The organism is Flavobacterium sp. A45, assembly GCF_002001005.1.
In the GTDB taxonomy this organism is placed as follows: Bacteria; Bacteroidota; Bacteroidia; order Flavobacteriales; family Flavobacteriaceae; genus Flavobacterium.
In genome coordinates this window covers 1-21410 of the sequence record NZ_MUNX01000107.1, presented here as the reverse complement: position 1 = coordinate 21410, position 21410 = coordinate 1, and the positions used below count along the sequence as shown (strand labels likewise).

General features: G+C 34.1%; 18 protein-coding genes and 1 rRNA gene. 14 read left to right on the top strand and 5 right to left on the bottom strand.

All coding sequences use genetic code 11. The annotated features are described in order from the left end of the window. Positions 1-245: 245 nt before the first annotated feature. Complete coding sequence (locus B0E44_RS13800; protein ID WP_077376323.1) at positions 246-920, bottom strand: DUF6565 domain-containing protein; 675 nt, start codon at positions 918-920, stop codon at positions 246-248. A 349-nt stretch (positions 921-1269) separates the two neighbouring features. On the opposite strand from B0E44_RS13800, the gene B0E44_RS13795 reads away from it, so the two are divergent. The 8 genes from B0E44_RS13795 (at position 1270) to B0E44_RS13755 (ending at position 13319) form a co-directional block, all read left to right on the top strand. Continuing rightward, on the top strand, positions 1270-1986 hold the full coding sequence (locus tag B0E44_RS13795; RefSeq protein WP_077376320.1) for an ABC transporter ATP-binding protein: 717 nt from the start codon (positions 1270-1272) through the stop codon (positions 1984-1986). 70 nt (positions 1987-2056) lie between these two features. Continuing rightward, a complete protein-coding gene (locus tag B0E44_RS13790) occupies positions 2057-2914 on the top strand; it encodes a RimK family alpha-L-glutamate ligase (RefSeq protein ID WP_077376317.1) in 858 nt (285 codons plus the stop codon). Between the two features lie 75 nt (positions 2915-2989). Continuing rightward, entirely contained in the window at positions 2990-3559 is a 570-nt protein-coding gene (locus B0E44_RS13785) for a cob(I)yrinic acid a,c-diamide adenosyltransferase (RefSeq protein ID WP_077376314.1), read from the top strand. A gap of 182 nt (positions 3560-3741) precedes the next feature. Continuing rightward, positions 3742-3963, top strand: coding sequence for a DUF2795 domain-containing protein (locus B0E44_RS13780; protein WP_007138072.1), 222 nt, complete (start codon positions 3742-3744; stop codon positions 3961-3963). Positions 3964-4057: 94 nt separating this feature from the next. Continuing rightward, a complete protein-coding gene (secA, locus tag B0E44_RS13775; protein ID WP_077376311.1) occupies positions 4058-7399 on the top strand; it encodes a preprotein translocase subunit SecA in 3342 nt (1113 codons plus the stop codon). Positions 7400-7989: 590 nt separating this feature from the next. Next, positions 7990-10167: a TonB-dependent receptor gene (locus B0E44_RS13765; RefSeq protein WP_077376305.1), complete on the top strand. Its 2178-nt coding sequence runs from the start codon at positions 7990-7992 to the stop codon at positions 10165-10167. Between the two features lie 137 nt (positions 10168-10304). Further along, a complete protein-coding gene (locus B0E44_RS13760) occupies positions 10305-11909 on the top strand; it encodes a PepSY-associated TM helix domain-containing protein (RefSeq protein WP_077376302.1) in 1605 nt (534 codons plus the stop codon). Positions 11910-12026: 117 nt separating this feature from the next. Continuing rightward, entirely contained in the window at positions 12027-13319 is a 1293-nt protein-coding gene (locus tag B0E44_RS13755; protein ID WP_174565133.1) for a DUF389 domain-containing protein, read from the top strand. Between the two features lie 249 nt (positions 13320-13568). Here the strand turns inward: B0E44_RS13755 and B0E44_RS13750 are convergent, their stop codons facing one another. Next, on the bottom strand, positions 13569-15032 hold the full coding sequence (locus tag B0E44_RS13750; protein ID WP_077376299.1) for an aminoacyl-histidine dipeptidase: 1464 nt from the start codon (positions 15030-15032) through the stop codon (positions 13569-13571). Between the two features lie 147 nt (positions 15033-15179). Here B0E44_RS13750 and B0E44_RS13745 point away from each other — a divergent pair, with 147 nt between their 5' ends. From B0E44_RS13745 to B0E44_RS13735, 3 genes are all read left to right on the top strand, one after another. Next, on the top strand, positions 15180-16241 hold the full coding sequence (locus B0E44_RS13745) for a DUF3810 domain-containing protein (protein WP_077376296.1): 1062 nt from the start codon (positions 15180-15182) through the stop codon (positions 16239-16241). A gap of 236 nt (positions 16242-16477) precedes the next feature. Beyond that, on the top strand, positions 16478-16981 hold the full coding sequence (locus B0E44_RS13740) for an RNA polymerase sigma factor (protein ID WP_077376292.1): 504 nt from the start codon (positions 16478-16480) through the stop codon (positions 16979-16981). Beyond that, complete coding sequence (locus tag B0E44_RS13735) at positions 16978-17631, top strand: hypothetical protein (RefSeq protein ID WP_077376289.1); 654 nt, start codon at positions 16978-16980, stop codon at positions 17629-17631. Before B0E44_RS13740 ends, B0E44_RS13735 begins: the two co-directional genes overlap by 4 nt. An 82-nt stretch (positions 17632-17713) precedes the next feature. Here B0E44_RS13735 and B0E44_RS13730 read toward each other — a convergent pair whose 3' ends face one another. Then, positions 17714-18523, bottom strand: a complete 810-nt coding sequence (locus tag B0E44_RS13730) for a 1-acyl-sn-glycerol-3-phosphate acyltransferase (protein ID WP_077376286.1) — start codon at positions 18521-18523, stop codon at positions 17714-17716. Between the two features lie 97 nt (positions 18524-18620). Beyond that, complete coding sequence (locus B0E44_RS13725) at positions 18621-19274, bottom strand: CoA pyrophosphatase (RefSeq protein WP_077376283.1); 654 nt, start codon at positions 19272-19274, stop codon at positions 18621-18623. Between the two features lie 90 nt (positions 19275-19364). On the opposite strand from B0E44_RS13725, the gene B0E44_RS13720 reads away from it, so the two are divergent. The 3 genes from B0E44_RS13720 to B0E44_RS13710 all read left to right on the top strand — a co-directional run bounded on the left by B0E44_RS13720 (position 19365) and on the right by B0E44_RS13710 (position 21109). After that, positions 19365-19802, top strand: coding sequence for a DUF4268 domain-containing protein (locus B0E44_RS13720; protein ID WP_077376280.1), 438 nt, complete (start codon positions 19365-19367; stop codon positions 19800-19802). A 40-nt stretch (positions 19803-19842) separates the two neighbouring features. Then, positions 19843-20484 (top strand): endonuclease III, encoded by a 642-nt coding sequence (gene nth, locus B0E44_RS13715; protein WP_077376277.1) that lies wholly within the window; start codon positions 19843-19845, stop codon positions 20482-20484. A 91-nt stretch (positions 20485-20575) separates the two neighbouring features. Next, positions 20576-21109 carry a 2'-5' RNA ligase family protein gene (locus B0E44_RS13710; RefSeq protein ID WP_124019336.1) on the top strand — a complete coding sequence of 178 codons (534 nt, stop codon included), beginning with the start codon at positions 20576-20578 and terminating at the stop codon, positions 21107-21109. Between the two features lie 178 nt (positions 21110-21287). On the opposite strand, the gene rrf is transcribed toward B0E44_RS13710, so the two are convergent. After that, a 5S ribosomal RNA gene (gene rrf, locus B0E44_RS13705) occupies positions 21288-21397 on the bottom strand. Between the last annotated feature and the right edge of the window lie 13 nt (positions 21398-21410).

The following is a 21410-nucleotide window of genomic DNA, read 5'->3' as shown; positions in this document are numbered from 1 at the left end:
AGCAATTATCAAAATATGTTCTACACTAACCACACTACTATTTAAGTGTATAACAATTAAAATTCTATGGTTACAAATCTACGGATTATATTTGAATTAAAAAAACTAAAAAACGATAAAATAACAAATACTATCGATAAAATACATAAATAAATATATTTAACTTTTTTTTTCTTACTAATTAAATAAATATTAAAAAAAATGACAATCATTACTGACTGCCATTTTTTTGAATTAATAATAAATTATTTTTTTGCGTTAGCCATTTCTGAAGATTTGGCTCCCATTCTGTTTAAAGTATACATTGGTGCAAATTTCAATTTCAATGATGCAATTTTTCCGTTATCACTTGAAGTAAGTCCTTCGTTTTCCACAGTATTTTTTCTACTATCCAATGCTTCATACATCAACTTCACTTCATCCCAATCCTCACGTGAGTAACTATCTTTGTTTTTCTGTGCTGTATCAACAAAGAGTTGGTAAACACTAAGGATATTTTTGGCATTTACCCAGTTAAAATTCATGTCATCACCTACTTTACCTACACCAAACAATGCATTTCTCAATCGTTGTTTTGGGCTATCAGCAACTATGGCTTTATTTCTAGCCTCAGCTTCTGCATCCATTCTAGCTTTCAACTCTTCATATTTAGCTCTGCTTTCATTAATACGCTCTTGGGCTTTTATATCATCTTTCAAATCAGCTAAAGCCGCCTCAGCTTCTGCATTTCGCAATTCATAAGTAGATTGAATAGATTCCCAATTTTCTATAGTCGCCACAGAATCCATTTTTCCCAATGAATCTACGTAAACTACATAAGTTTCTACCGATTTCTCAGCTTGAATTTTTTTCTCATCCTTACAAGATGAAAATCCCAAAGCAATCACTGCCACTCCTAATAATATTTCTCTAGTTTTCATAATTTTGATATGTTTTACATTTCTGAATCAAATGTAGCCTTAGTTACATCATATCTAATTTATATGTGGTAATTATATAAACAATTCCAAAAAATATGAAACAAATGAGGTCTCAATGCTAATTTCACAAGCATGGAACAAGAATAATACATTTGGGCATACCCCGAGAGCAACTAAGATCAAACAAAATCAACTTAAACCAAACACATTAAATTATTCTATTAATACAAAAAAACATATTACCCCCTATAAATTGTAACAAAAAATCAACTGTAACTACTTATCATAAATCAAAAAGTCTTTTGTAATTTTAAAAACTAAAATCAACAATCATCAACCCTATATTCTAATGAAAAACCCACTTATAAAAATCACCAATATCAAACGAGATTTTATACTAGGAAACGAAATCGTATATGTATTAAAAGGAATTGATTTAGAAATTAACAAAGGGGAATATGTAGCCTTAATGGGACCTTCGGGATCCGGAAAATCGACATTAATGAATTTATTGGGCTGTTTGGACACACCAACTTCCGGAACCTATATTCTAAACGGAAAAGACGTGAGTCACATGAAAGACGATGAATTGGCCGAAATTCGGAACAAAGAGATTGGTTTTGTTTTCCAAACATTCAACCTTTTACCTAGAACGACTGCACTTGACAATGTAGCTTTGCCCATGATTTATGCAGGCTATTCAAAAACCGAAAGAAACGCACGTGCCACCGAAGTATTGAACCAGGTAAATCTAGGCGACAGAATGGATCATCAGCCCAATCAGCTTTCTGGAGGACAACGTCAACGTGTTGCCATCGCAAGAGCATTAGTCAATAAACCTTCAATCATTCTTGCCGATGAACCAACGGGAAATCTGGACAGTAAAACATCTTTGGAAATCATGAAACTTTTTGGAGATATCCATGCTAATGGAAACACCGTAATCCTTGTAACCCACGAAGAAGAAATCGCAGCTTATGCACATCGTGTTATTCGATTGAGAGATGGAATTATCGAGAGCGATACCGTGAAGGATCAGTATCTTGAAGAAACAATATATAAATAACCGTATTCAGCATAACACTTTTAGAATAAACCTATAAACAATTCCTTAAATTCTTAGACCTCAAAAGCAAATGACAATTGGTTTACTAACCTGCGAAAAGCTCCCGGATTTAACAATCTCAGATCAACAATTAATTCCAGAGCTAGCCAAACACGACCTCATTGCAAAAGCGGTGATTTGGAATGACAAAACCATCAATTGGAGTGATTTTGATTATTTAATCTTTCGCAATACTTGGGATTATTTCGAAAAAGAAACCGAATTCAATCTTTGGCTTGACCAAATAGAACAACTGGGCATTAAAACACTCAATCCAATTGAAATCATCAAGGAAAATAAGCATAAATTTTATTTACGTGAAATGGAAAAGCAAGGAGTTTCAATTCTTCCCACTATTTTCATCGACAAAACCGAACATCTTAATCTTGCCGAAATAATTCCAAAACATTGGAAAAAAGCAGTTTTAAAACCTGCTTTTTCTGCAGGTTCCTATCAAACATCTGTTTTTAATGTCTCGGATATCAAAAAAACAAATGACGAATACACTAAAATAGCACAAGAGAAAGAATTGCTTTTACAGGAATTCATTCCCGAAATCCAAACATTGGGAGAAACCTCTTTTATCTTTTTCAATAAAAAATTCTCCCATGCCGTCAATAAAAAACCAATTGATGGTGATTTTAGAGTGCAATCTCAATTTGGAGGAAGATACTCTTTGATACAACCAAGCCAAGAATTAATAGACAAAGCCCAAAAAGTCGTAAATACTTTTCATAACAAATTATTATATGCCCGAGTTGATGGAATTGTAATTGATACTGAATTGCATTTAATGGAAATCGAATGTATCGAACCCGATTTGTATTTCGACCTTAGCGAAGGTGCTCTACAACGGTTTGTTGCTTCAATAATAGAATTAATACAGTAATTTTGTTTTAAATTTAATCTAACTTGAGACTTCTGATCTAAATTTAAAATCAGAAATCAGAAATCAGAAATTCAAATGAAAGTATATACAAAAACCGGAGATGGTGGAACTACTGCCCTTTTTGGAGGAACCCGAGTGCCAAAAGACCATGCGCGCATAGAAAGTTATGGAACAATAGACGAATTGAATTCCTACATTGGACTTATTCGTGACCAAGAAATAAACAATCATTACAAAGAAATCCTAATTGAAGTACAAGACCGGTTATTTACTGTGGGAGCAATCTTGGCTACTCCACCTGAAAAAGAAGTAATGAAGAATGGAGAACTTCGTTTAAAAAAACTTGGAATTGTAGAGTCTGACATCGAATTATTAGAAAATGAAATAGACACTATGGAAGAATCACTTCCGCCAATGACTCATTTTGTTTTACCTGGCGGGCATCAAACTGTGTCATATTGTCATATAACCAGATGTGTTTGTCGTCGTGCAGAGCGGTTAGCAGTGCATTTAAGTCATAATGAACCTGTTGCCGAAATAGCCATTAAATACTTAAACCGACTTTCTGACTACCTTTTTGTATTGGCACGAAAGTTGTCTTTAGATTTAAACGCTGATGAAGTGAAATGGATTCCTAGAAAATAAGTATTCAGTTTGCGGATAGCAGTATACAGTATTTTAGCATAGATTTTCAGTTTTAAAATCTGAAAACTGTGAACTTAAATCTGCTGTCTGAAAATACGTTCTTAACTTTAAAAAAAATAAATCATTTTTTACTTGTCTTTTTCAGTAAAAAATTTATTTTTGCACAAACTAAATCGACAAATATGTATTGGACATTAGAATTAGCATCATATTTAAGCGATGCGCCGTGGCCTGCTAACAAAGACGAACTTATTGACTACGCTATTAGAGCAGGAGCTCCATTAGAAGTAGTAGAAAACCTTCAGTCCATCGAAGACGAAGGCGAGATATATGAATCAATGGAAGAAATTTGGCCAGATTATCCAACGGACGAAGATTATCTTTGGAACGAGGATGAATATTAAAAAGTAAACCAAGAAAAAGTCTCAAAAGAGGCTTTTTTTTTGTTTAATTTTACACAGATATACAAGTTACATTAAATAGAAATAAAAATAAATCATGAGTTTCATAAACAGTATCATTAAAATCTTTGTTGGAGATAAATCCGAGAAAGATGTCAAAGCTTTACAACCGTATTTAAACAAAATAAAGACTTTTGAAAGCGCTTTGCAATCCTTGTCAAATGACGAATTAAGAGCTAGAACTATTTTTTTTAAAGAAAAAATAAAACAAGCTCGTGCCGAAAAAGATGCCAAAATCGCTGCCCTTAAAGTAGAAGTAGAAAGCATTGAAGACATTGACAAACGCGAAGATATCTATATCGCTATTGATGCTCTTGAAAAAGAAGCTTACGATATATCTGAAAAAACATTGATGGAAATTCTTCCTGAAGCCTTTTCAGTAGTTAAAGAAACAGCAAGACGTTTCAAGGATAACTCACAAATTATAGTTACTGCTACCCCAAAAGACAGAGAACTTTCGGCTACAAAAAGTTATATTACCCTTGATGGAGACAATGCAGTCTGGGCGAACACGTGGAATGCAGCAGGTAAAGAAATTACTTGGGACATGATTCACTATGACGTTCAATTAATTGGTGGAATGGTTTTGCACGAAGGTAAAGTTGCCGAAATGCAAACAGGAGAAGGTAAAACATTGGTGGCTACTTTGCCATTGTACTTGAATGCTTTGACTGGAAACGGTGTGCATTTGGTAACCGTGAATGACTATTTAGCAAAACGTGATAGTACTTGGAAAGCACCATTATTCGAATTCCACGGATTGACAGTTGATTGTATTGACAATCACCAACCAAGTACTGAAGGAAGAAGAAATGCATATAATGCAGATATTACTTACGGAACCAATAATGAATTTGGTTTTGATTACCTAAGAGATAACATGGCGCATTCGCCAGAAGATTTAGTTCAAAGAAAACACAATTACGCTATTGTCGATGAGGTTGATTCGGTTTTAATTGATGATGCCCGTACACCTCTTATCATTTCTGGTCCAGTTCCTCAAGGAGACCGTCATGAATTTAATGAATTGAAACCAAAAATCGAAAATTTGGTAGCATTACAACGTCAATTAGCAAATGGTTTTCTTGCTGAAGCTAAAAAATTAATCAAAGAAGGAAATACCAAAGACGGTGGTTTCTTATTATTGAGAGCTTACAGAAGTTTACCTAAGAACAAAGCATTGATTAAGTTTTTGAGTGAAGAAGGAATCAAACAATTGCTTCAAAAAACCGAAAATCAATACATGCAGGATAACAACCGCGAAATGCCAAAAGTGGACGAAGCATTGTATTTTGTGATTGAAGAAAAAAACAACCAAGTTGGTCTAACGGATAATGGTATCAAATTCCTTTCAGGAGATACTGATGCTGACTTTTTTGTACTTCCAGACATTGGAACCGAAATCGCTGCTATCGAAAAGAAAAAATTAGACAAAGATGCTGAAGCAGAAGAAAAAGAAAGATTGTTCCAAGATTTTGGAGTAAAAAGCGAGCGCATTCACACTTTGACACAACTTTTGAAAGCATACAGTCTTTTTGAAAAAGATGTAGAATATGTAATCATGGACAACAAAATCATGATTGTAGATGAGCAGACTGGACGTATCATGGATGGACGCCGTTATTCTGACGGTTTACACCAAGCCATTGAAGCCAAAGAAAACGTAAAAATCGAAGCTGCCACACAAACTTTTGCAACAGTTACTTTGCAAAACTATTTCAGAATGTACAACAAATTGGGTGGTATGACTGGAACTGCTGTAACCGAAGCAGGTGAATTATGGCAAATCTACAAATTGGATGTGGTAGAGATTCCTACTAACAGACCAATGGCTCGTATAGACAAAGAAGATTTTATATACAAAACAACTCGTGAGAAATTCAATGCAGTTATTGAAGATGTAACCGAATTATCAAAAGCAGGAAGACCGGTTCTTATTGGAACAACTTCTGTAGAGATTTCAGAATTATTGAGCAGAATGCTAAAAATGCGCGGTGTAGCTCACAACGTATTGAATGCAAAAATGCACAAACAAGAAGCGCAAATTGTTGAAGAAGCTGGAAAAGCAGGTGTTGTGACTATTGCTACCAATATGGCAGGTCGTGGTACCGATATTAAGTTATCTCCGGAAGTAAAAGCTGCTGGAGGTTTGGCAATTGTAGGTACAGAACGCCACGATTCACGTCGTGTTGACCGTCAGTTACGTGGTCGTGCAGGACGTCAAGGAGATCCTGGAAGTTCTCAATTTTATGTTTCTCTTGAAGACAATTTAATGCGTTTATTTGGTTCTGAAAGAGTTGCCAAAGTAATGGACAGAATGGGACTTCAAGAAGGAGAAGTGATTCAACATTCGATGATGACCAAATCTATCGAACGTGCTCAGAAAAAAGTAGAAGAAAACAATTTTGGTGTTCGTAAACGTTTATTGGAATATGATGACGTAATGAATGCACAGCGTGAAGTAGTGTACAAACGTCGTCGTCATGCCTTATTTGGTGAGCGTCTAAAATTAGATATTGCAAACATGCTTTATGATACTTGCGAACTAATTGTTGATGAAAATAAAGCCAAAAACAGTTTCAAAGATTTTGAATTTGACATTATTCGTTATTTCTCTTTTACATCACCGGTATCACAAGAGGATTTTTCTAAATTAACCGAAATTGAAATCACAGGTAAACTTTATAAAGCGACCCTTGAATTTTATACTCAAAAAACAGAAAGAAGTGCCAGAGAAGCATATCCAATTATCAAGAATGTTTATGAGGACAGAGGAAATCAATTTGAACGCATAGTAGTTCCGTTTACTGATGGAATAAAAATGTTCAATGTTGTAACTGATCTGAAAAAAGCATATGAAACGGAAGGCGCACAACTGGTAGCTGATTTTGAAAAGAATATCACTTTGTCTATTGTTGATGAAGCTTGGAAAAAACATTTACGCAAAATGGACGAATTGAAGCAATCGGTTCAATTGGCTGTTCACGAGCAAAAAGACCCATTACTTATTTACAAATTGGAAGCGTTCAACTTGTTCCGAGGTATGCTTGACAATGTAAATAAAGATGTAATTTCGTTTTTATTCAAAGGTGATTTACCAGCTCAAAATGCTCCTGTCATTGAAGAAGCAAGAATTGAACGTCAAGTTGAAGATTATCAGTTAAGCAAAGACGAAATTCCAAACAGTGAAGGTGCTAATCAAGAAGCTGGACAAACACAGCAAAGACAAGTAACGGAAACTATCGTTCGCGACCAGCCAAAAATAAACCGTAACGACACGGTAACTATTCAAAATGTAGCCAATGGGCAAACACAGGAAATGAAATTCAAGAAAGCCGAAAGCTTAATCGCTAGCGGAGCGTGGGTTTTGGTTTCTTAATAAAGAATAAATTTGATTTGAATCCCCAATTACGAAAGTAGTTGGGGATTTTTTTTTAATAAAAAGGATAAAACTATCTTGAAAAAAAGTATTTTTACATCCAAATCAAAAACAGCCTGAAACAATTTTTTGTCATATTACTTTCTTCTATATTACTGCTTCCTTCTTTTGGAAACATAATTATATATGCCAAATTTAAAATAAACCAAGACGAGATTGCCAAAACCATTTGTATTCAAAGAAAAATAGCTAACAATACGTGTAACGGAAATTGTGAACTTAAAAAAAGTTTAAAACAATTTGACGACAATGAGAAAGAAATGCAAAACAACCTCAAAGAAAAATTGGAGTTGGTTTATATTCAAAATACTTTGGAAACTAATTTTTCAATTGTTACTTCTACTTTTCACAGCGAAAAAAATTATTTTTCTTTCGATAAAAAACCAATCTCGGTTTCCTTATCAAACTTTCGCCCACCCTCCTATTTTATATAAATTCTAATTTCACTTTTCAAACTTTTTTGAAATGTTTTTCATTGGCTCAAAGTCAATGAAAAAATTGTTATTATTCCAAATTTATATAAATCAGAAATGAAAAAAATTCTATTTTCCCTCCTATTATTGGGGCAAATCACTATTGCGCAAAATAAAACCGAAAAAGACAGCACTAAAACACTAGAACTTGAAAGTGTATTTATAACTGCTAATCGTTCTGCAACATTACGAAAAGAAACACCTGCAGCTGTTAGCAAATTAACCGCGAAAACCATTAACGAAACCAAAGCCGTTGCAGCTTATGAAATCATAAACAAAACACCAGGTGTGTTAATGGTAAATCTTGGAAATGAACAACATTCGATGTCCATTCGCCAGCCAATGACTACCAATGCATATTATTTATATCTGGAAGATGGATTACCAATCCGACCGATGGGAATTTTCAACCACAATGCTTTATTAGAAATTAATCAATTTAATCTTCAAAATATCGAAGTGGTAAAAGGCCCTGCTTCTTCTTTATATGGTCCAGAAGCTGTAGGTGGTACAATAAATTTAATCTCCCTAAAACCTTCTATAATTCCAGAATTCAAATTTGGAATCCAAGCAGACCAATGGGGCTATAAAAGAATTCAAGCGGCTGGCGGAGCCACTATTGGCAAAATCGGTTTTCATGTCGCAGGAATTTCCAGTTTACAAGAAAATGGCTGGATGACTTATTCTGATTACAAAAAAGACAATCTTAATTTTAGACTTGACTATAACATAAACGATAAAACCCGATTAATCAGTAGCACGATGTGGGGTAAATACAATTCTGATATGAGCGGTTCTGTGAATGAAGATGCCTTCTACAATAGAACTTACAAAAGTACCACCGATTTTACGTATCGTAAATCGAATGCTTTGAGAACACGATTGACCTTAGAACACGATTGGAATGATAATGCCAATAGTTACATTACTGCTTATTTCCGTGACAACAAATTAGGGCAAAATCCATCATACGGAATAAGATGGAGTCCAACAGTGAATCCAACAACAGCAAAAGGTGAAGTCAACTCCAATAATTTCAAAAGCTATGGTGCCATTGGACAACACACTCAAAAATTTGATTTTTTAAATACCAAAATTGTTGGCGGAGCTCTTTATGATTACTCTCCTGTTACATATTGGTCTTACTTACTGGAAATGAAAGCCAATTTAAACCTAGGAGCTCCCGGGAAACAAACGGTAGATTATTATGAAATTACTGCCGAACGTCCCGATATAAAATTAGCCAATTATACAGCCGATATTTTCAATACCGCTGGATATGCACAATTGAGTTTCAATCCTATTGACAAATTGGTTATTACCGCTGGTGCACGATATGATAATTTAAAAGTAGAATACAACAATGCACAAGACAATTCTGCAGGAACAAAAATATATGACAAACCTACTTTCAAAGCGGGAGCCAACTATAATCCTGTTTCATTTACCGGCGTTTACGGAAATTATTCCCAAGGATTTGCTCCTCCCGGAATCACATCCATTTTTAGAACCAAACCTGGAACTGGAGGAACAACAGGAAAACCAGCAGAGTTCTACTATAATCTGGAACCGGCGCCTTTTGATAATTATGAAATTGGCGGGTGGTTATCATTCCTTGAAGGCAAATTAAACTTTGATTATGCTGTTTATTATATGGAAGGCAAAAACGAATTATTAAGCGTGCGTCTGCCCGATAATTCAACTGACTATCGTTCTGTTGGAGAAACCAGACACAAAGGAGTAGAATTTGGCGGAAATTACAAACTGCTTTCTAATCAACTGAACATTCGATTTGGCGGAACGGTTGCCCAGCATACTTTTATCGACTTCAAAGTTTCGGATAATTCGACAGATGTTTTGCAAAACCTGAACGGAAATGAAATGCCTCAAGCCCCAAGATGGTCCGGAAATTCTGAAATCAGTTATTACCCGAATTGGTTTCCAAAATTCAGAACTTCGCTGGAATGGCAATCAGTAGGGAATTATTACCAAGACCAAATCAACACAGTAAAATATGCTGGGTATGATATTTTTAATTTCAGAGCTGGCTACGAATGGAAAGGAATAGAAATTTACGGAAACATAATCAATATTACCGACAAATTATACGCTTATAATGTATCCAGAGGAAACACAACAAGTGCCCAGCCTACTTATACCGCTGCTGCGCCAAGAACATTTATGATCGGACTGCAGTATAATTTTTCATTAAAAAAAATAAGAATTAGGAGCTAATCCCGCTATCCGTTGCAATCTTTTGTGTCACGTCTGAAAAGACGAAACACAAAAGGATTTCCACTGCAAACGAAGTTCACTGAACTCCAATGAAAATAAAAGTACAGTGAAGTAATCGGGGCTAAAAAACAGAAACAATGAACAAACCAGTAAAAGAAGAAAAAACTTCAAAAAAGAAAGATTCCAAACTAGTTAAAAAACTGAAACAGAAAATGTACAAGTGGCACCGTACATTAGGAATCATTACGCTAATTCCAGTTATTTTCTGGACATTATCCGGATTGATGCATCCGTTTATGGCGCATTTTTTCAAACCCACAATCGCCAACGAAAGACTTGAAGCCAAACCAATTGATAAAACCCAATTGGCGCTCTCAATTCAAGAAGTTTTAGAACAAAACAAGATAACCGAATTCAAGAATTTCAGAATCGTTTCATTTGACAATGCAACCTTTTACCAAATAAAAACGGTAAAAGACGAACTTTCATATTTTAATGCTTTCAATGCAAAAAAATTGGAAAATGGGGATCAAAAATATGCACATTGGCTGTCACGCTATTTCCTTGATGACCAAAAAAGCGCTATTGTAAAGACTGATATCGTAACCGAATTTACTTCTCAATACAAATACGTCAATCGCTATTTACCGGTTTACAAAACTACATTCGATCGTCCTGACGGAATGGAAGTTTATGTAGAGACATCTTCAAGTAAACTCGCCACTTTTAACCCAAAATCAAGACAAGCCTTCATTTGGTTTTTTGATACTTTTCACAATTGGTCTTTTGTAGATGCCATTAGCAATAATAGTATTCGTATTGCAGTGATGATTCTATTTCTTTCTATTATCTTTTTTTCAGCCATTAGCGGTATTGTAATTTATGGTCTGTTTTGGAAACAATTCAAAAAAACCGATAGCTTAGCTCCTAAAAAAGGATTGCGAAAATACCACCGTCAAATCGGAATTTGGGTTTCACTGTTTACATTGACATTTGCTTTTAGTGGAGCCTATCATGCCACAACCAAATGGAATCCGTACACTTTGGACAAAATGGTGTATGAACCCATTTTTGAAACAAAAGACATCCATACTCCAAACAATGCCATTGCTATTGACTGGAACCGAATGGAAAATGTAAGTCTCGTTACGTTAAATGACAGTATTTACTATAGATGTCAATTAGCCTTAACCAAAAATAAAAAATATGAGGCACCAAAAATGGATTCAAAATCCAAATGGGGCAAAAAAGAAAATCCAAAATCGGAAATTGTTTATGTAAATACCAAAACAAACAAAATCACACCAAACCTTGATTTAGAATACGCTAAATTCCTGGCTCATTATTTTAGTGATACTGGTGCAAAAGCGGCTTGTTGTGAAATGGAAGCTGGTACAACTGAAAAAACAAGTCTGGAGGACACACCTTTATTGGAAACAAAGGTTTTAAATGAATTTGAAAGTAGAGAATATGGTTTTGTTAATAAACGCTTGCCCGTTATCAAGTTAGCTTATGACACACCTGAAAAAACAACTTACTTTATCGAAACATCCACTTCAAGGCTAGCAGCAGTTATCGAAAATTCAGATAAAATAGAAGGTTATTCTTTTGCTATATTTCATAAGTTCTTGTTTATGGATTGGGCTGGAAAAAACGTGCGGGATTTGACAATGGTTCTTGCTGCATTGGTTGTTTTGATTGTAAGTGTGCTCGGTTTAATTTTATTTATAAAGAAAAATTAATGCTAAATACAGTTTTTAAGATTATTCCCCAATTATAAACTAGTTGGGGATTTTTTTATTGCTTAAATTTACTTTCAACAGAAAAATATACACCATCTTCTTTCAAACAAAATAAGAATGAATAAAATAATTCAGAAATTTCTAAACTTTATCGATCTTCAAAAAGGAGAAGAAGACAAGAAAAAAGTATTGGAAAACATTATTGGCAATATATCTTTTAGAGGTTCCAATTTGTGGATTCTGGCCTGTGCCATTGTGATTGCTTCGGTAGGATTGAATGTCAATTCGACTGCAGTAATTATTGGCGCAATGTTAATTTCGCCATTAATGGGCCCCATCGTTGGAGCCGGTTTTGGATTGGGAATGTATGATTTTGAATTGGTAAAAAAATCAATCAAAAACCTTGCGATAGCAACAATTGTAAGCTTAATCGTTTCGACACTTTACTTTTACATTAGCCCGTTTAAAGAAGTTCAATCGGAACTTTTGGCCCGTACTTCACCAAACATATATGATGTTTTGATTGCCTTTTTTGGTGGATTGGTTGGTGTTATTGCAGTTACGAGAGTCGAAAAAGGAAATCCTATCCCGGGTGTAGCAATTGCCACAGCTTTGATGCCTCCTTTATGTACTGCAGGTTATGGATTGGCAACTGGAAATTATTTATTTTTTGGAGGTGCCCTTTATTTGTACACTATCAATTGTGTTTTTATATGTATTTCGACTTTTATCATTGTCAAATTTTTAAAATATCCTATCGCAAAACAAATTGATTTAAAACATCAAAAACAAGTAAAACAAGGAATTACCATACTTCTTTTAATCATGATTATCCCAAGTGTTTATTTTGCTTATCGATTATTTGATGAAAAAAAATACACACAAAGAACAGAAGAATTTATTGAAAATGAGTTTCCTCAAAAAAAATATACCCTTATTTATAAAAAAACAGATTATAATACCAATCCAAAAATTATACAATTGGCTTTTTTGTCCAAAAAATTCAGCACTGCAGAAATTAAATCCTTCAATCAAAAATTAAAAGAATATGATTTAATGAATACGCAACTCTTGATCAAACAGGATACTTTTGATTTAAAAAATGATATTCTAAATACCATCAATAGTCATAAAAAATCTGGAGCCGATAAAGATGAACTGATTAATAATTTACAAAAAACGATTTCAAATTATCAAGCCAATAATACAAAGGTTAGTAAAGAAGTCGCAATTCTTTTTCCAGAAGTTAAACCAATTGCTATCACACAGTATGCGAGCAAAGAAAAAACTATTCCTGTACTTTTATACAAAAGTAAAACTGAATTGAAATTAGATTCTAAAAGAAAATTAATGAATTGGCTCAAGCAAAGATTGGAAAAAGATAGTGTAGAAGTTTACAGACAACAGTAATAACTAAATGAAATTAAAAAAAGATGTACCTTTACTAGAATAGAATTAAAAACAAACAAAAAAACATAGAATCATGTCAAAAAGTCAAGACGCTAAGAAAACCGTCAAAAAAGAGCCTCTTAAAACCGCTAAAGAAAAAAAGGAAGAAAAGAGAGAAAAGAAAAACAGCCCGAAAAGGGATTAATTACTGATATTAAAAAAACCCTCGTTTAGTAATAAACGAGGGTTTTGTGTTTTAATTATTCCTTATTATTTCACAGGAATATTTTCTAAAATTTCCAATACAAATTTCCAGTATTTTTGAGCAGAAGAAATACTTGCTCTTTCATCAGGAGAGTGCGCTCCGTGAATAGTTGGTCCGAAAGAAATCATATCCATATCAGGATAGTTTGTCCCTAAAATTCCACATTCTAATCCAGCGTGACAAGCCGCCACGTTTGGTTTTTCACCGTTTTGTTTTTCATAAATAGAAACCAAAACATCTAATATTTCAGACTTAGGATTTGGTGACCAACCTGGATATGAACCTGAGAATTCCACTTCACAACCCATTAGTTCAAATGCAGAACGCAAAGCATTTGCCATATCAAATTTTGACGATTCTACTGAAGAACGTGTCAAACATTGAACAGAAAGTTTTCCCTCTCCTACCACTACTTTTGCAATATTGTTTGAAGTCTCAACCAGATTATCAAAATCTGCACTCATTCTATAAACACCGTTGTGAGCTGTATACATCGCTCTAACGAAATAAAACTGTGCAATTGTTGGCATTACTGTTGCAGGAACAGTATCCAATTTTTCGAAAACCACTTCCAAGTTAGGTTCAGTAGTTTGAAACTCAGCTTTGATTTCGTTTACAATTTGTTGCATATCAAATACAAAAGCCTCGTCGTAAACGGCTGCGATGATTACTTTCGCTGTACTTTCACGCGGGATTGCGTTACGCAGACTTCCTCCGTTGATTTCAGAAATTTGCAATCCAAAGTTATCAAAACCGTCAAATAATAAACGGTTCATAATTTTGTTAGCATTACCCAAACCTTTGTGAATATCCATTCCTGAATGTCCACCATTTAATCCTTTTACCTTTATAGAATAAGCAACAGAACCTTCAGGAGTTTCCTCTTCATCATACTCGGCAGTGGCGGTAACATCCATTCCACCTGCACATCCAATACCTATTTCATCATCCTCTTCGGTATCCAAATTCAATAAAATATCTCCTTTAAGAATTCCACCTTGCAAATTCAATGCTCCCGTCATTCCAGTTTCTTCATCTATTGTAAACAAAGCTTCGATTGCTGGATGCGGAATGTCTTTGCTTTCTAAAATTGCCATAATAGTTGCAACACCAAGACCGTTATCGGCTCCAAGAGTCGTTCCTCTGGCACGAACCCAATCCCCATCTACATACATATCGATTCCTTGAGTATCAAAATCAAAAACCGTATCTGTGTTTTTTTGATGAACCATATCCAAATGTCCTTGCAACACAAGGGCTTTTCTGTTTTCCATTCCTGGAGTTGCAGGTTTGCGAATAATTACATTTCGGATTTCATCTTCAAAAGTTTCTAGTCCCAAATTGGTTCCAAAGTCTTTCATAAATTCAATTACACGTTCTTCTTTTTTGGAAGGACGAGGTACCGCATTCAAATCGGCAAATTTGTTCCAAAGTGCTTTTGGTTCTAGATTTCTTATCTCTTGACTCATTCTGCTGTATATTTTTTAATTAAAAACGTTTAAAATAATAAAACCTCAAAGTTACAAACTCCTAAAGCTAGTTTTATAAAAGTTTTAAATTATTTTAAAATAAATAATCCACCAAAATTTGTTTCTTTACAATACAATTTATAAAAAATGAAACGAAATTACATTCTCCCTTTATTCTTGTTGATGCAAATTGTAATCCTAAAAATCATTCGGTTTTTCCCGGAAAATGTAGAGCGGTTTTATAGCAACGGGATTTATGTTTTTATCTCTAAGTTTTCAAGAATTGTTTTAGGTAAAATTCCTTTTTCTATAGGTGATTGTATTTATTTTATCCTGATTTTATTTGCTTTAAAATGGTTTTGGAAAAACAGAAAATCTTGGAAGTTGAATTGGAAAAATAACATCCTAACGGTTTTGAGTGTTCTTTCGGTATTTTATTTTTTCTTTCATTTCCTTTGGGCATTGAATTATTATCGTCAACCATTGTTCGAAAAAATGAATATCAAAAGAGATTATACCGATGCCGATTTATTGGCTTTTACCAAAAAACTAATCGCAAAAACGAATGCTATTCAAAGTCAAATCACAAAAAACGATAGTTTAAAAGTGGTTTTTCCCTATTCGCAAAACCAAGTTTTTGAAATGAATCAAAATGGGTATAAGAACCTGTCTAAAGAATATGCTTTTTTCACTTACTCGCATTTGAGTATTAAGAAATCTCTTTTTAGTTTACCTCTCACCTATATGGGTTTTGGAGGTTATCTGAATCCGTTTACCAATGAGGCGCAGGTAAATTATTTAGGTCCAATGTACAGTTTCCCGATGACCACCAATCACGAAATGGCTCATCAGATGGGATATGCGAGCGAAAGTGAATGTAATTTTATTGGCTTTATGTCTTCTATAAAAAATGACAATTTATATTTTCAATATTCGGGATATAGTATGGCGTTACGCTATTGTCTAGGGAATTGGCAAGTACGAAACGAAGAAGTATTAAAAAAATTACTCAAAACCGTTCATCCGGGAATTTTAAAAAATTACCAAGAAAGTGAAGATTTTTGGGAACAATACCAAACCCCAATTGAGACAGGATTCCACGCTTTTTATGATCGCTTCCTAAAAATCAACCAACAAAAAGAGGGCATGGACAGTTACAGTAAATTTGTGAATTTAATGGTTAATTATTATGAGGTGAGGCCGTTGTGATTTTTCGGTTATAGTTTTTCTGTTTTAAAAAGATATTCTGAAAAACTAAATTTCCGGATTAGCCCCGATGGAAGCGGCATCCTTTTTATAACGCTTTTTTGCCTTATAAAAAGATATAGCGTACAGCGGGAGTAAAGTTATTATGAATGACTGATTTCTGCTCCTTATTACCCTGTTTATTTAAAATAAAAAAAACTGTTTTGTAACAAAATGTGCGGGTTTCGTACTAATGGAATATGAGTGAAAATCTAGAACCTTCTTTTGTCAAGCAACTGCAAGAAAACCAGAATATAATCCACAAGATTTGTCGATTGTATACTTCTGGTGAGGATGCTCATAAGGATTTGTTTCAGGAAATCACGATTCAACTGTGGAAAGCTTTTCCAAAATTTAGGGGAGAAAGTAAATTTTCGACTTGGGCTTATCGAGTCGCCTTGAATACGGCAATCACTTTGTATCGAAAAAGTAAGCGCAGCATTGCAACCGTTGAGTACGAAGGCAGACAACATTTTACGCATGACATAGAATATAATTATGAGGAAGAGGAGCAGTTGAAATTGATGTACCAAGCAGTTTATCAGCTCAATGACATTGAAAAAGCGTTAGTATTTATGTATTTGGAAGACAAGGATTATACCGAAATATCGGAAACTTTAGGGATTAGTGAAGTGAATGCAAGGGTAAAAATGAATCGAATTAAAGGGAAATTAAAAAAAATATTAAATCCATTAGGCGTATGAAAGAGTTGGATTTATTAAAAAAAGACTGGAAAAAGAACGCAGCTTCTTTTGAACAGGTATCTGAAAATGAAATTTATAAAATGATTCACAAAAAATCGTCTTCGGTAGTGAAGTGGATTTTTATAGTGAGTATCATAGAACTCGGATTAGGGCTATTTTTAGGATTGGCTTTATCGTTCACCAAATACGACGAGAAAAATGTGGAATTAATTAAGCATTTGGGTGTTTATGGCTACTATATAGCCGCTACTGTGATCCTTTATGTTGTTATTTTGTACTTTATTTTCAAGTTTTATACGATGTATCGTAAAATTGCGGTTGATGATAATACCAAAAAACTCATTTCCACGATATTGAAAACCCGAAAAGTGGTAAAGCAATACATCGCTTTTAACCTTTCCTTTTTTGCAGTGTTTTTTATTATTTTTGGTGGCTATTTGTTTTACGAAGGCTACTTGGAAGGAGCTTCTAAAAACGGAGTCGTACATCCCGAAATGCCTTTAAACATAGCCTTAATATCGTTCATTGTATTAATTTTGGCCACAGCAATTTTTACCTTTGCATTCTGGTTGATTTATAAATTAATCTATGGTATTTTATTAAAGCGCTTGCAGAATAACTTCGAAGAATTGAAGAAAATTGATTTGTAAAGTTTAAGAGTAATTAATAGTCCTTAGTAATTTGCAAAATGTGCTTAAGCTAATTACTAGGACTATTCACTAATCACTTCTTCTAATATTCCCATTGTCTCTTTTTATTCAGCTCTTCTTGCTCCTGCAATTCCTCCAGTGGAATTACTTTCAGGAAAGATGGATGTTGCTCGATAGCGTATTCTACCATTTCAACAATTTCATCAATGGAATCGTTATCATAATCAATGGCCAAAGGCTCTTTGATGACAAGCGACTGGAGAATTCCCTTCTTTTTCATATACAATCCTTTCTTGCAAAACGATCGTCGAAATCCATCAATTACAATAGGAACAACTATAGGCCTGTGCTGTTTTATGATGTGAGCCGTTCCTTTTCGAACGGGTTTAAAAGATTTTGTTGTTCCCTGCGGAAAAGTAATTACCCAACCATCAGCCAATGCAATTTTAATATTCTCTGTATCATTTGGATTCACATCCTTTTTTTCGATTACATCCTGTCCTTTAGCACGCCAAGTTCGTTCAACGGTAATTGCACCCGCATAGGCCATAATTCTAGGCAATAACCCTGCCCTCATAGTCTCTTTGGCCGCAACATAATAAATATTTAATTTGGGGTTCCACATATACCAAACATTTTTTATGGAATCTTCACGACCGCTTAAACTGGCATTAAAGACATGAAACATTGCTGTCACATCCGCAAAATAAGTTTGATGATTCGAAATAAAAAGAACGTTTGTATCTGGGAGTTTTTTAATAATTTCAGAACCTTCAATTTGCAGTTCATTAAAACCACGATAACGTCTATGGCTAATAAATCCAAAGATTCTAATCAGCCATTTTTTTATAAATAATATATGTCCGAAAGGATTTCGTTTAAATAATCCCATAAGATTGTTTATTTGTTTTTAGATTTGGGATTGCAAAATTACGATTATTTTTCCTTTTTTAGTATTAAAAGTCAACCCTTTTAACAAAACAGACCATTCAAAAACTGATTTTATCTAAAACAGAATTCAAAACAATTTTCAACTCACTTAACATCATAGCTGTAGCACCCCAAACAATATGGTCGTCAATTTTAAAAGCTGGTACCACAATGGAATTAGAGTAAGAAGTCGTCATTTCTGCATTGATTACAATGGAATCACTTAAAAAAGTATTTAATGGCAATTCAATTATGCCAGCTACTTCAATAGGATCGGGATTAAAAGCTATTTCATCTCTGCAAATCCCCAAAAAAGGGTAAACCATAAAATTGCTTGGTACTATGTATAAATTAGTAAACGCTTTCAAAACTTCAATTTTATCTTGGTGAATTCCAATTTCTTCGCAAGTTTCTCTTAATGCTGTATGCATAAAATTGACATCTTCCTTTTCATATTTTCCGCCTGGAAAAGCTATTTGGGAAGAATGAACTCCTTTATAGGAATTCCGCACAATCAAAACCAAATGTGTTTCACCCTTTTTAGGATAAACCAGCATCATTACTCCGGCATTTTTTGGCGTTATCTGTTCAAAATCTATTTTTTTAAAAATTTCAAGACGTTCAATTGGCACCATAATGTTATGAGCCGCTTCTCCAGGAAGAATAACAGCATCCAAATGAGGAACAATTTGTAAAAAATCTTGAAAATCCATAATCAAAGGTTATTTTTGCAAATAAAATAATACCTAAATATACTTTAGAAATAGGTTCAAAACAAATTTAAACACCCAAAGAACAACAATATGTACAGCAAAGAAGAAAATCAAAAACTAAAACATGAATTTTGGGTTGAATTTGCTCAAAAATATCCTAGAAAATGGGTTTTATATGATACCAAAATTAAAGATTTCTCGTTTAAATTCTATGTCGAAAATACCAAGGCACAAGTACATATCGATATCGAAATGCGTAATACAGAAATGCGTAAACAATATTTCGAAAAATTATTAGCCTTAAAAAACATACTCGAAGAAGAATTTGTAAAAGATTTAGTTTTCGAAAAAAATCACACTCTTGAGAATGGAAAAACCATTAGCCGTATTTGGGTTGAAAAATTGAATGTAAGTGTAAGCAACCGCAAATATTGGGATGAAATTTTTGATTTTTTCTATGAAAAAATGAATGCTTTGGAACTATTTTATTTAGAGTACGACGAATTTATAAAAGATATTGAGAAATAAAATTTAATATCAGTGAATTATTAATCAAAAATTATTCGCAATGGATTTATTTGGAAAAACAAATGATTTGGAAACTAAATTGGTCCCAATTCTGGAAAAATACAAAGACAGAAAGCATCCGTTAGATTACCAAAATCTTTACCAACTGATGGTTATGGTTGTTCTGTCAGCACAAGATTCGGATGCCAATATCAATAAAATTGCGCCTGCTTTGTTCGAAATTTTTCCCAACATGAAAAGCCTCTCCATTTCGAATGCCGATGAATTAATTCCTCATATTTCAAAAGTTCGGAATTTTGGCACCAAAGCTAACTGGCTAATTGAAATTGCGCAGACTATCCAAGAAGACACGAACATCCCACTCACCATGGAGAATCTAACCGCTTTGAAAGGAATCGGGCGAAAATCAGCCAATGTCATTATGCGGGAAGCCAACCTTCCTGCTGAAGGAATCATCGCTGATTTACACGTGATTCGGGTGTCGCCCAGAATTGGATTAATTTCAGAAACAAAAGATGGTAATAAAGCTGAAAAACAACTCATGCAAATTTTACCAAAAAATATTTGGGGAGAAATAGGGATGGCGATTTCATTTTTAGGAAGAGAAATTTGTCGCCCCACTCCAAAATGCCCAGAATGTCCAATCATAAAAGATTGTCAATATTCATTCAAAACGATTTAAAGAAACATAACGTATCCAAAACGGGTTAGTTTTTAGAACTATTTCATAGACTACCTTCATTCATGCTCGGCCAAACCCTTATTTATGAATTATGAAAACCATTCCGCCACTTTACTCGTTGGTCATTTTTCCTAAATCTGAGCAATCAACATTAGTTATGTCTTATAAACAATTGCTCAAAAAACATATTGGCTGGTTTGGAAGTGTCAATGCAGCAGCTCATATTACCGTAATCAACTTTGAAAACGAACTGTCACTCCAACTTCATCTAGACAGGATTAGAGAATTCTGCAACACAGCCATTTCACAAAAAGTGACTTTTAACGCTTGGGATTCCTTTGGAGAAAGAACCTTCTTTATTGCGCTAGATCAAATCTCACAACAATACCTCGATAATCTCATTATAGATCTACATCTATATTTAGGTTTTAAAATTAAAAACGCGCATGCCCACTTAAGTATTGCGCGTGGCCTCGATACAAAAAAAATGAAAACAGCCTACGAACTTTTCAGAAATACTACAATTAATTTTGAATTTAACTGTGATTCATTTCATCTGAGGAGATACAACTACCGGACCCAGCAATATTCTGATGTCGTAGAAAAAATTGATTTTAGGAAGTAGGCTTTTCTTTAAGGCGTTTAGAGGAGTGAGAAATATAGATTTTTTCTTGTTTAGATTATCCAATCTTTATGCATAATCCCCAACTTTTGCACCTGAACCGTTTTTGCTTTAATCCCTAGTTATTCTATACATTTATAAAACAAAAAACCCCGTTTCGTAAGAAACGGGGTTTTATAAAAAAAGGCAGCGACATACTCTCCCACATAACTGCAGTACCATCTGCGCAGGCGGGCTTAACTACTCTGTTCGGGATGGGAAGAGGTGAGCCCCGCCGCAATAACCACCTTAAGTCGTTATAATT

Bases quoted from the DNA above. Each gene is read 5' to 3' on its own strand.
- B0E44_RS13710 (WP_124019336.1), top strand. From the start codon at position 20,576: ATGAAAACCATTCCGCCACTTTACTCGTTGGTCATTTTTCCTAAATCT.
- B0E44_RS13745 (WP_077376296.1), top strand. From the start codon at position 15,180: ATGAAACGAAATTACATTCTCCCTTTATTCTTGTTGATGCAAATTGTA.
- B0E44_RS13795 (WP_077376320.1), top strand. From the start codon at position 1,270: ATGAAAAACCCACTTATAAAAATCACCAATATCAAACGAGATTTTATA.
- B0E44_RS13730 (WP_077376286.1), bottom strand. From the start codon at position 18,523: ATGGGATTATTTAAACGAAATCCTTTCGGACATATATTATTTATAAAA.
- B0E44_RS13780 (WP_007138072.1), top strand. From the start codon at position 3,742: ATGTATTGGACATTAGAATTAGCATCATATTTAAGCGATGCGCCGTGG.
- B0E44_RS13800 (WP_077376323.1), bottom strand. From the start codon at position 920: ATGAAAACTAGAGAAATATTATTAGGAGTGGCAGTGATTGCTTTGGGA.
- nth (WP_077376277.1), top strand. From the start codon at position 19,843: ATGGATTTATTTGGAAAAACAAATGATTTGGAAACTAAATTGGTCCCA.
- B0E44_RS13785 (WP_077376314.1), top strand. From the start codon at position 2,990: ATGAAAGTATATACAAAAACCGGAGATGGTGGAACTACTGCCCTTTTT.
- B0E44_RS13760 (WP_077376302.1), top strand. From the start codon at position 10,305: ATGAACAAACCAGTAAAAGAAGAAAAAACTTCAAAAAAGAAAGATTCC.
- B0E44_RS13765 (WP_077376305.1), top strand. From the start codon at position 7,990: ATGAAAAAAATTCTATTTTCCCTCCTATTATTGGGGCAAATCACTATT.
- B0E44_RS13755 (WP_174565133.1), top strand. From the start codon at position 12,027: ATGAATAAAATAATTCAGAAATTTCTAAACTTTATCGATCTTCAAAAA.
- B0E44_RS13720 (WP_077376280.1), top strand. From the start codon at position 19,365: ATGTACAGCAAAGAAGAAAATCAAAAACTAAAACATGAATTTTGGGTT.
- secA (WP_077376311.1), top strand. From the start codon at position 4,058: ATGAGTTTCATAAACAGTATCATTAAAATCTTTGTTGGAGATAAATCC.
- B0E44_RS13725 (WP_077376283.1), bottom strand. From the start codon at position 19,274: ATGGATTTTCAAGATTTTTTACAAATTGTTCCTCATTTGGATGCTGTT.
- B0E44_RS13735 (WP_077376289.1), top strand. From the start codon at position 16,978: ATGAAAGAGTTGGATTTATTAAAAAAAGACTGGAAAAAGAACGCAGCT.
- B0E44_RS13750 (WP_077376299.1), bottom strand. From the start codon at position 15,032: ATGAGTCAAGAGATAAGAAATCTAGAACCAAAAGCACTTTGGAACAAA.
- B0E44_RS13790 (WP_077376317.1), top strand. From the start codon at position 2,057: ATGACAATTGGTTTACTAACCTGCGAAAAGCTCCCGGATTTAACAATC.
- B0E44_RS13740 (WP_077376292.1), top strand. From the start codon at position 16,478: ATGAGTGAAAATCTAGAACCTTCTTTTGTCAAGCAACTGCAAGAAAAC.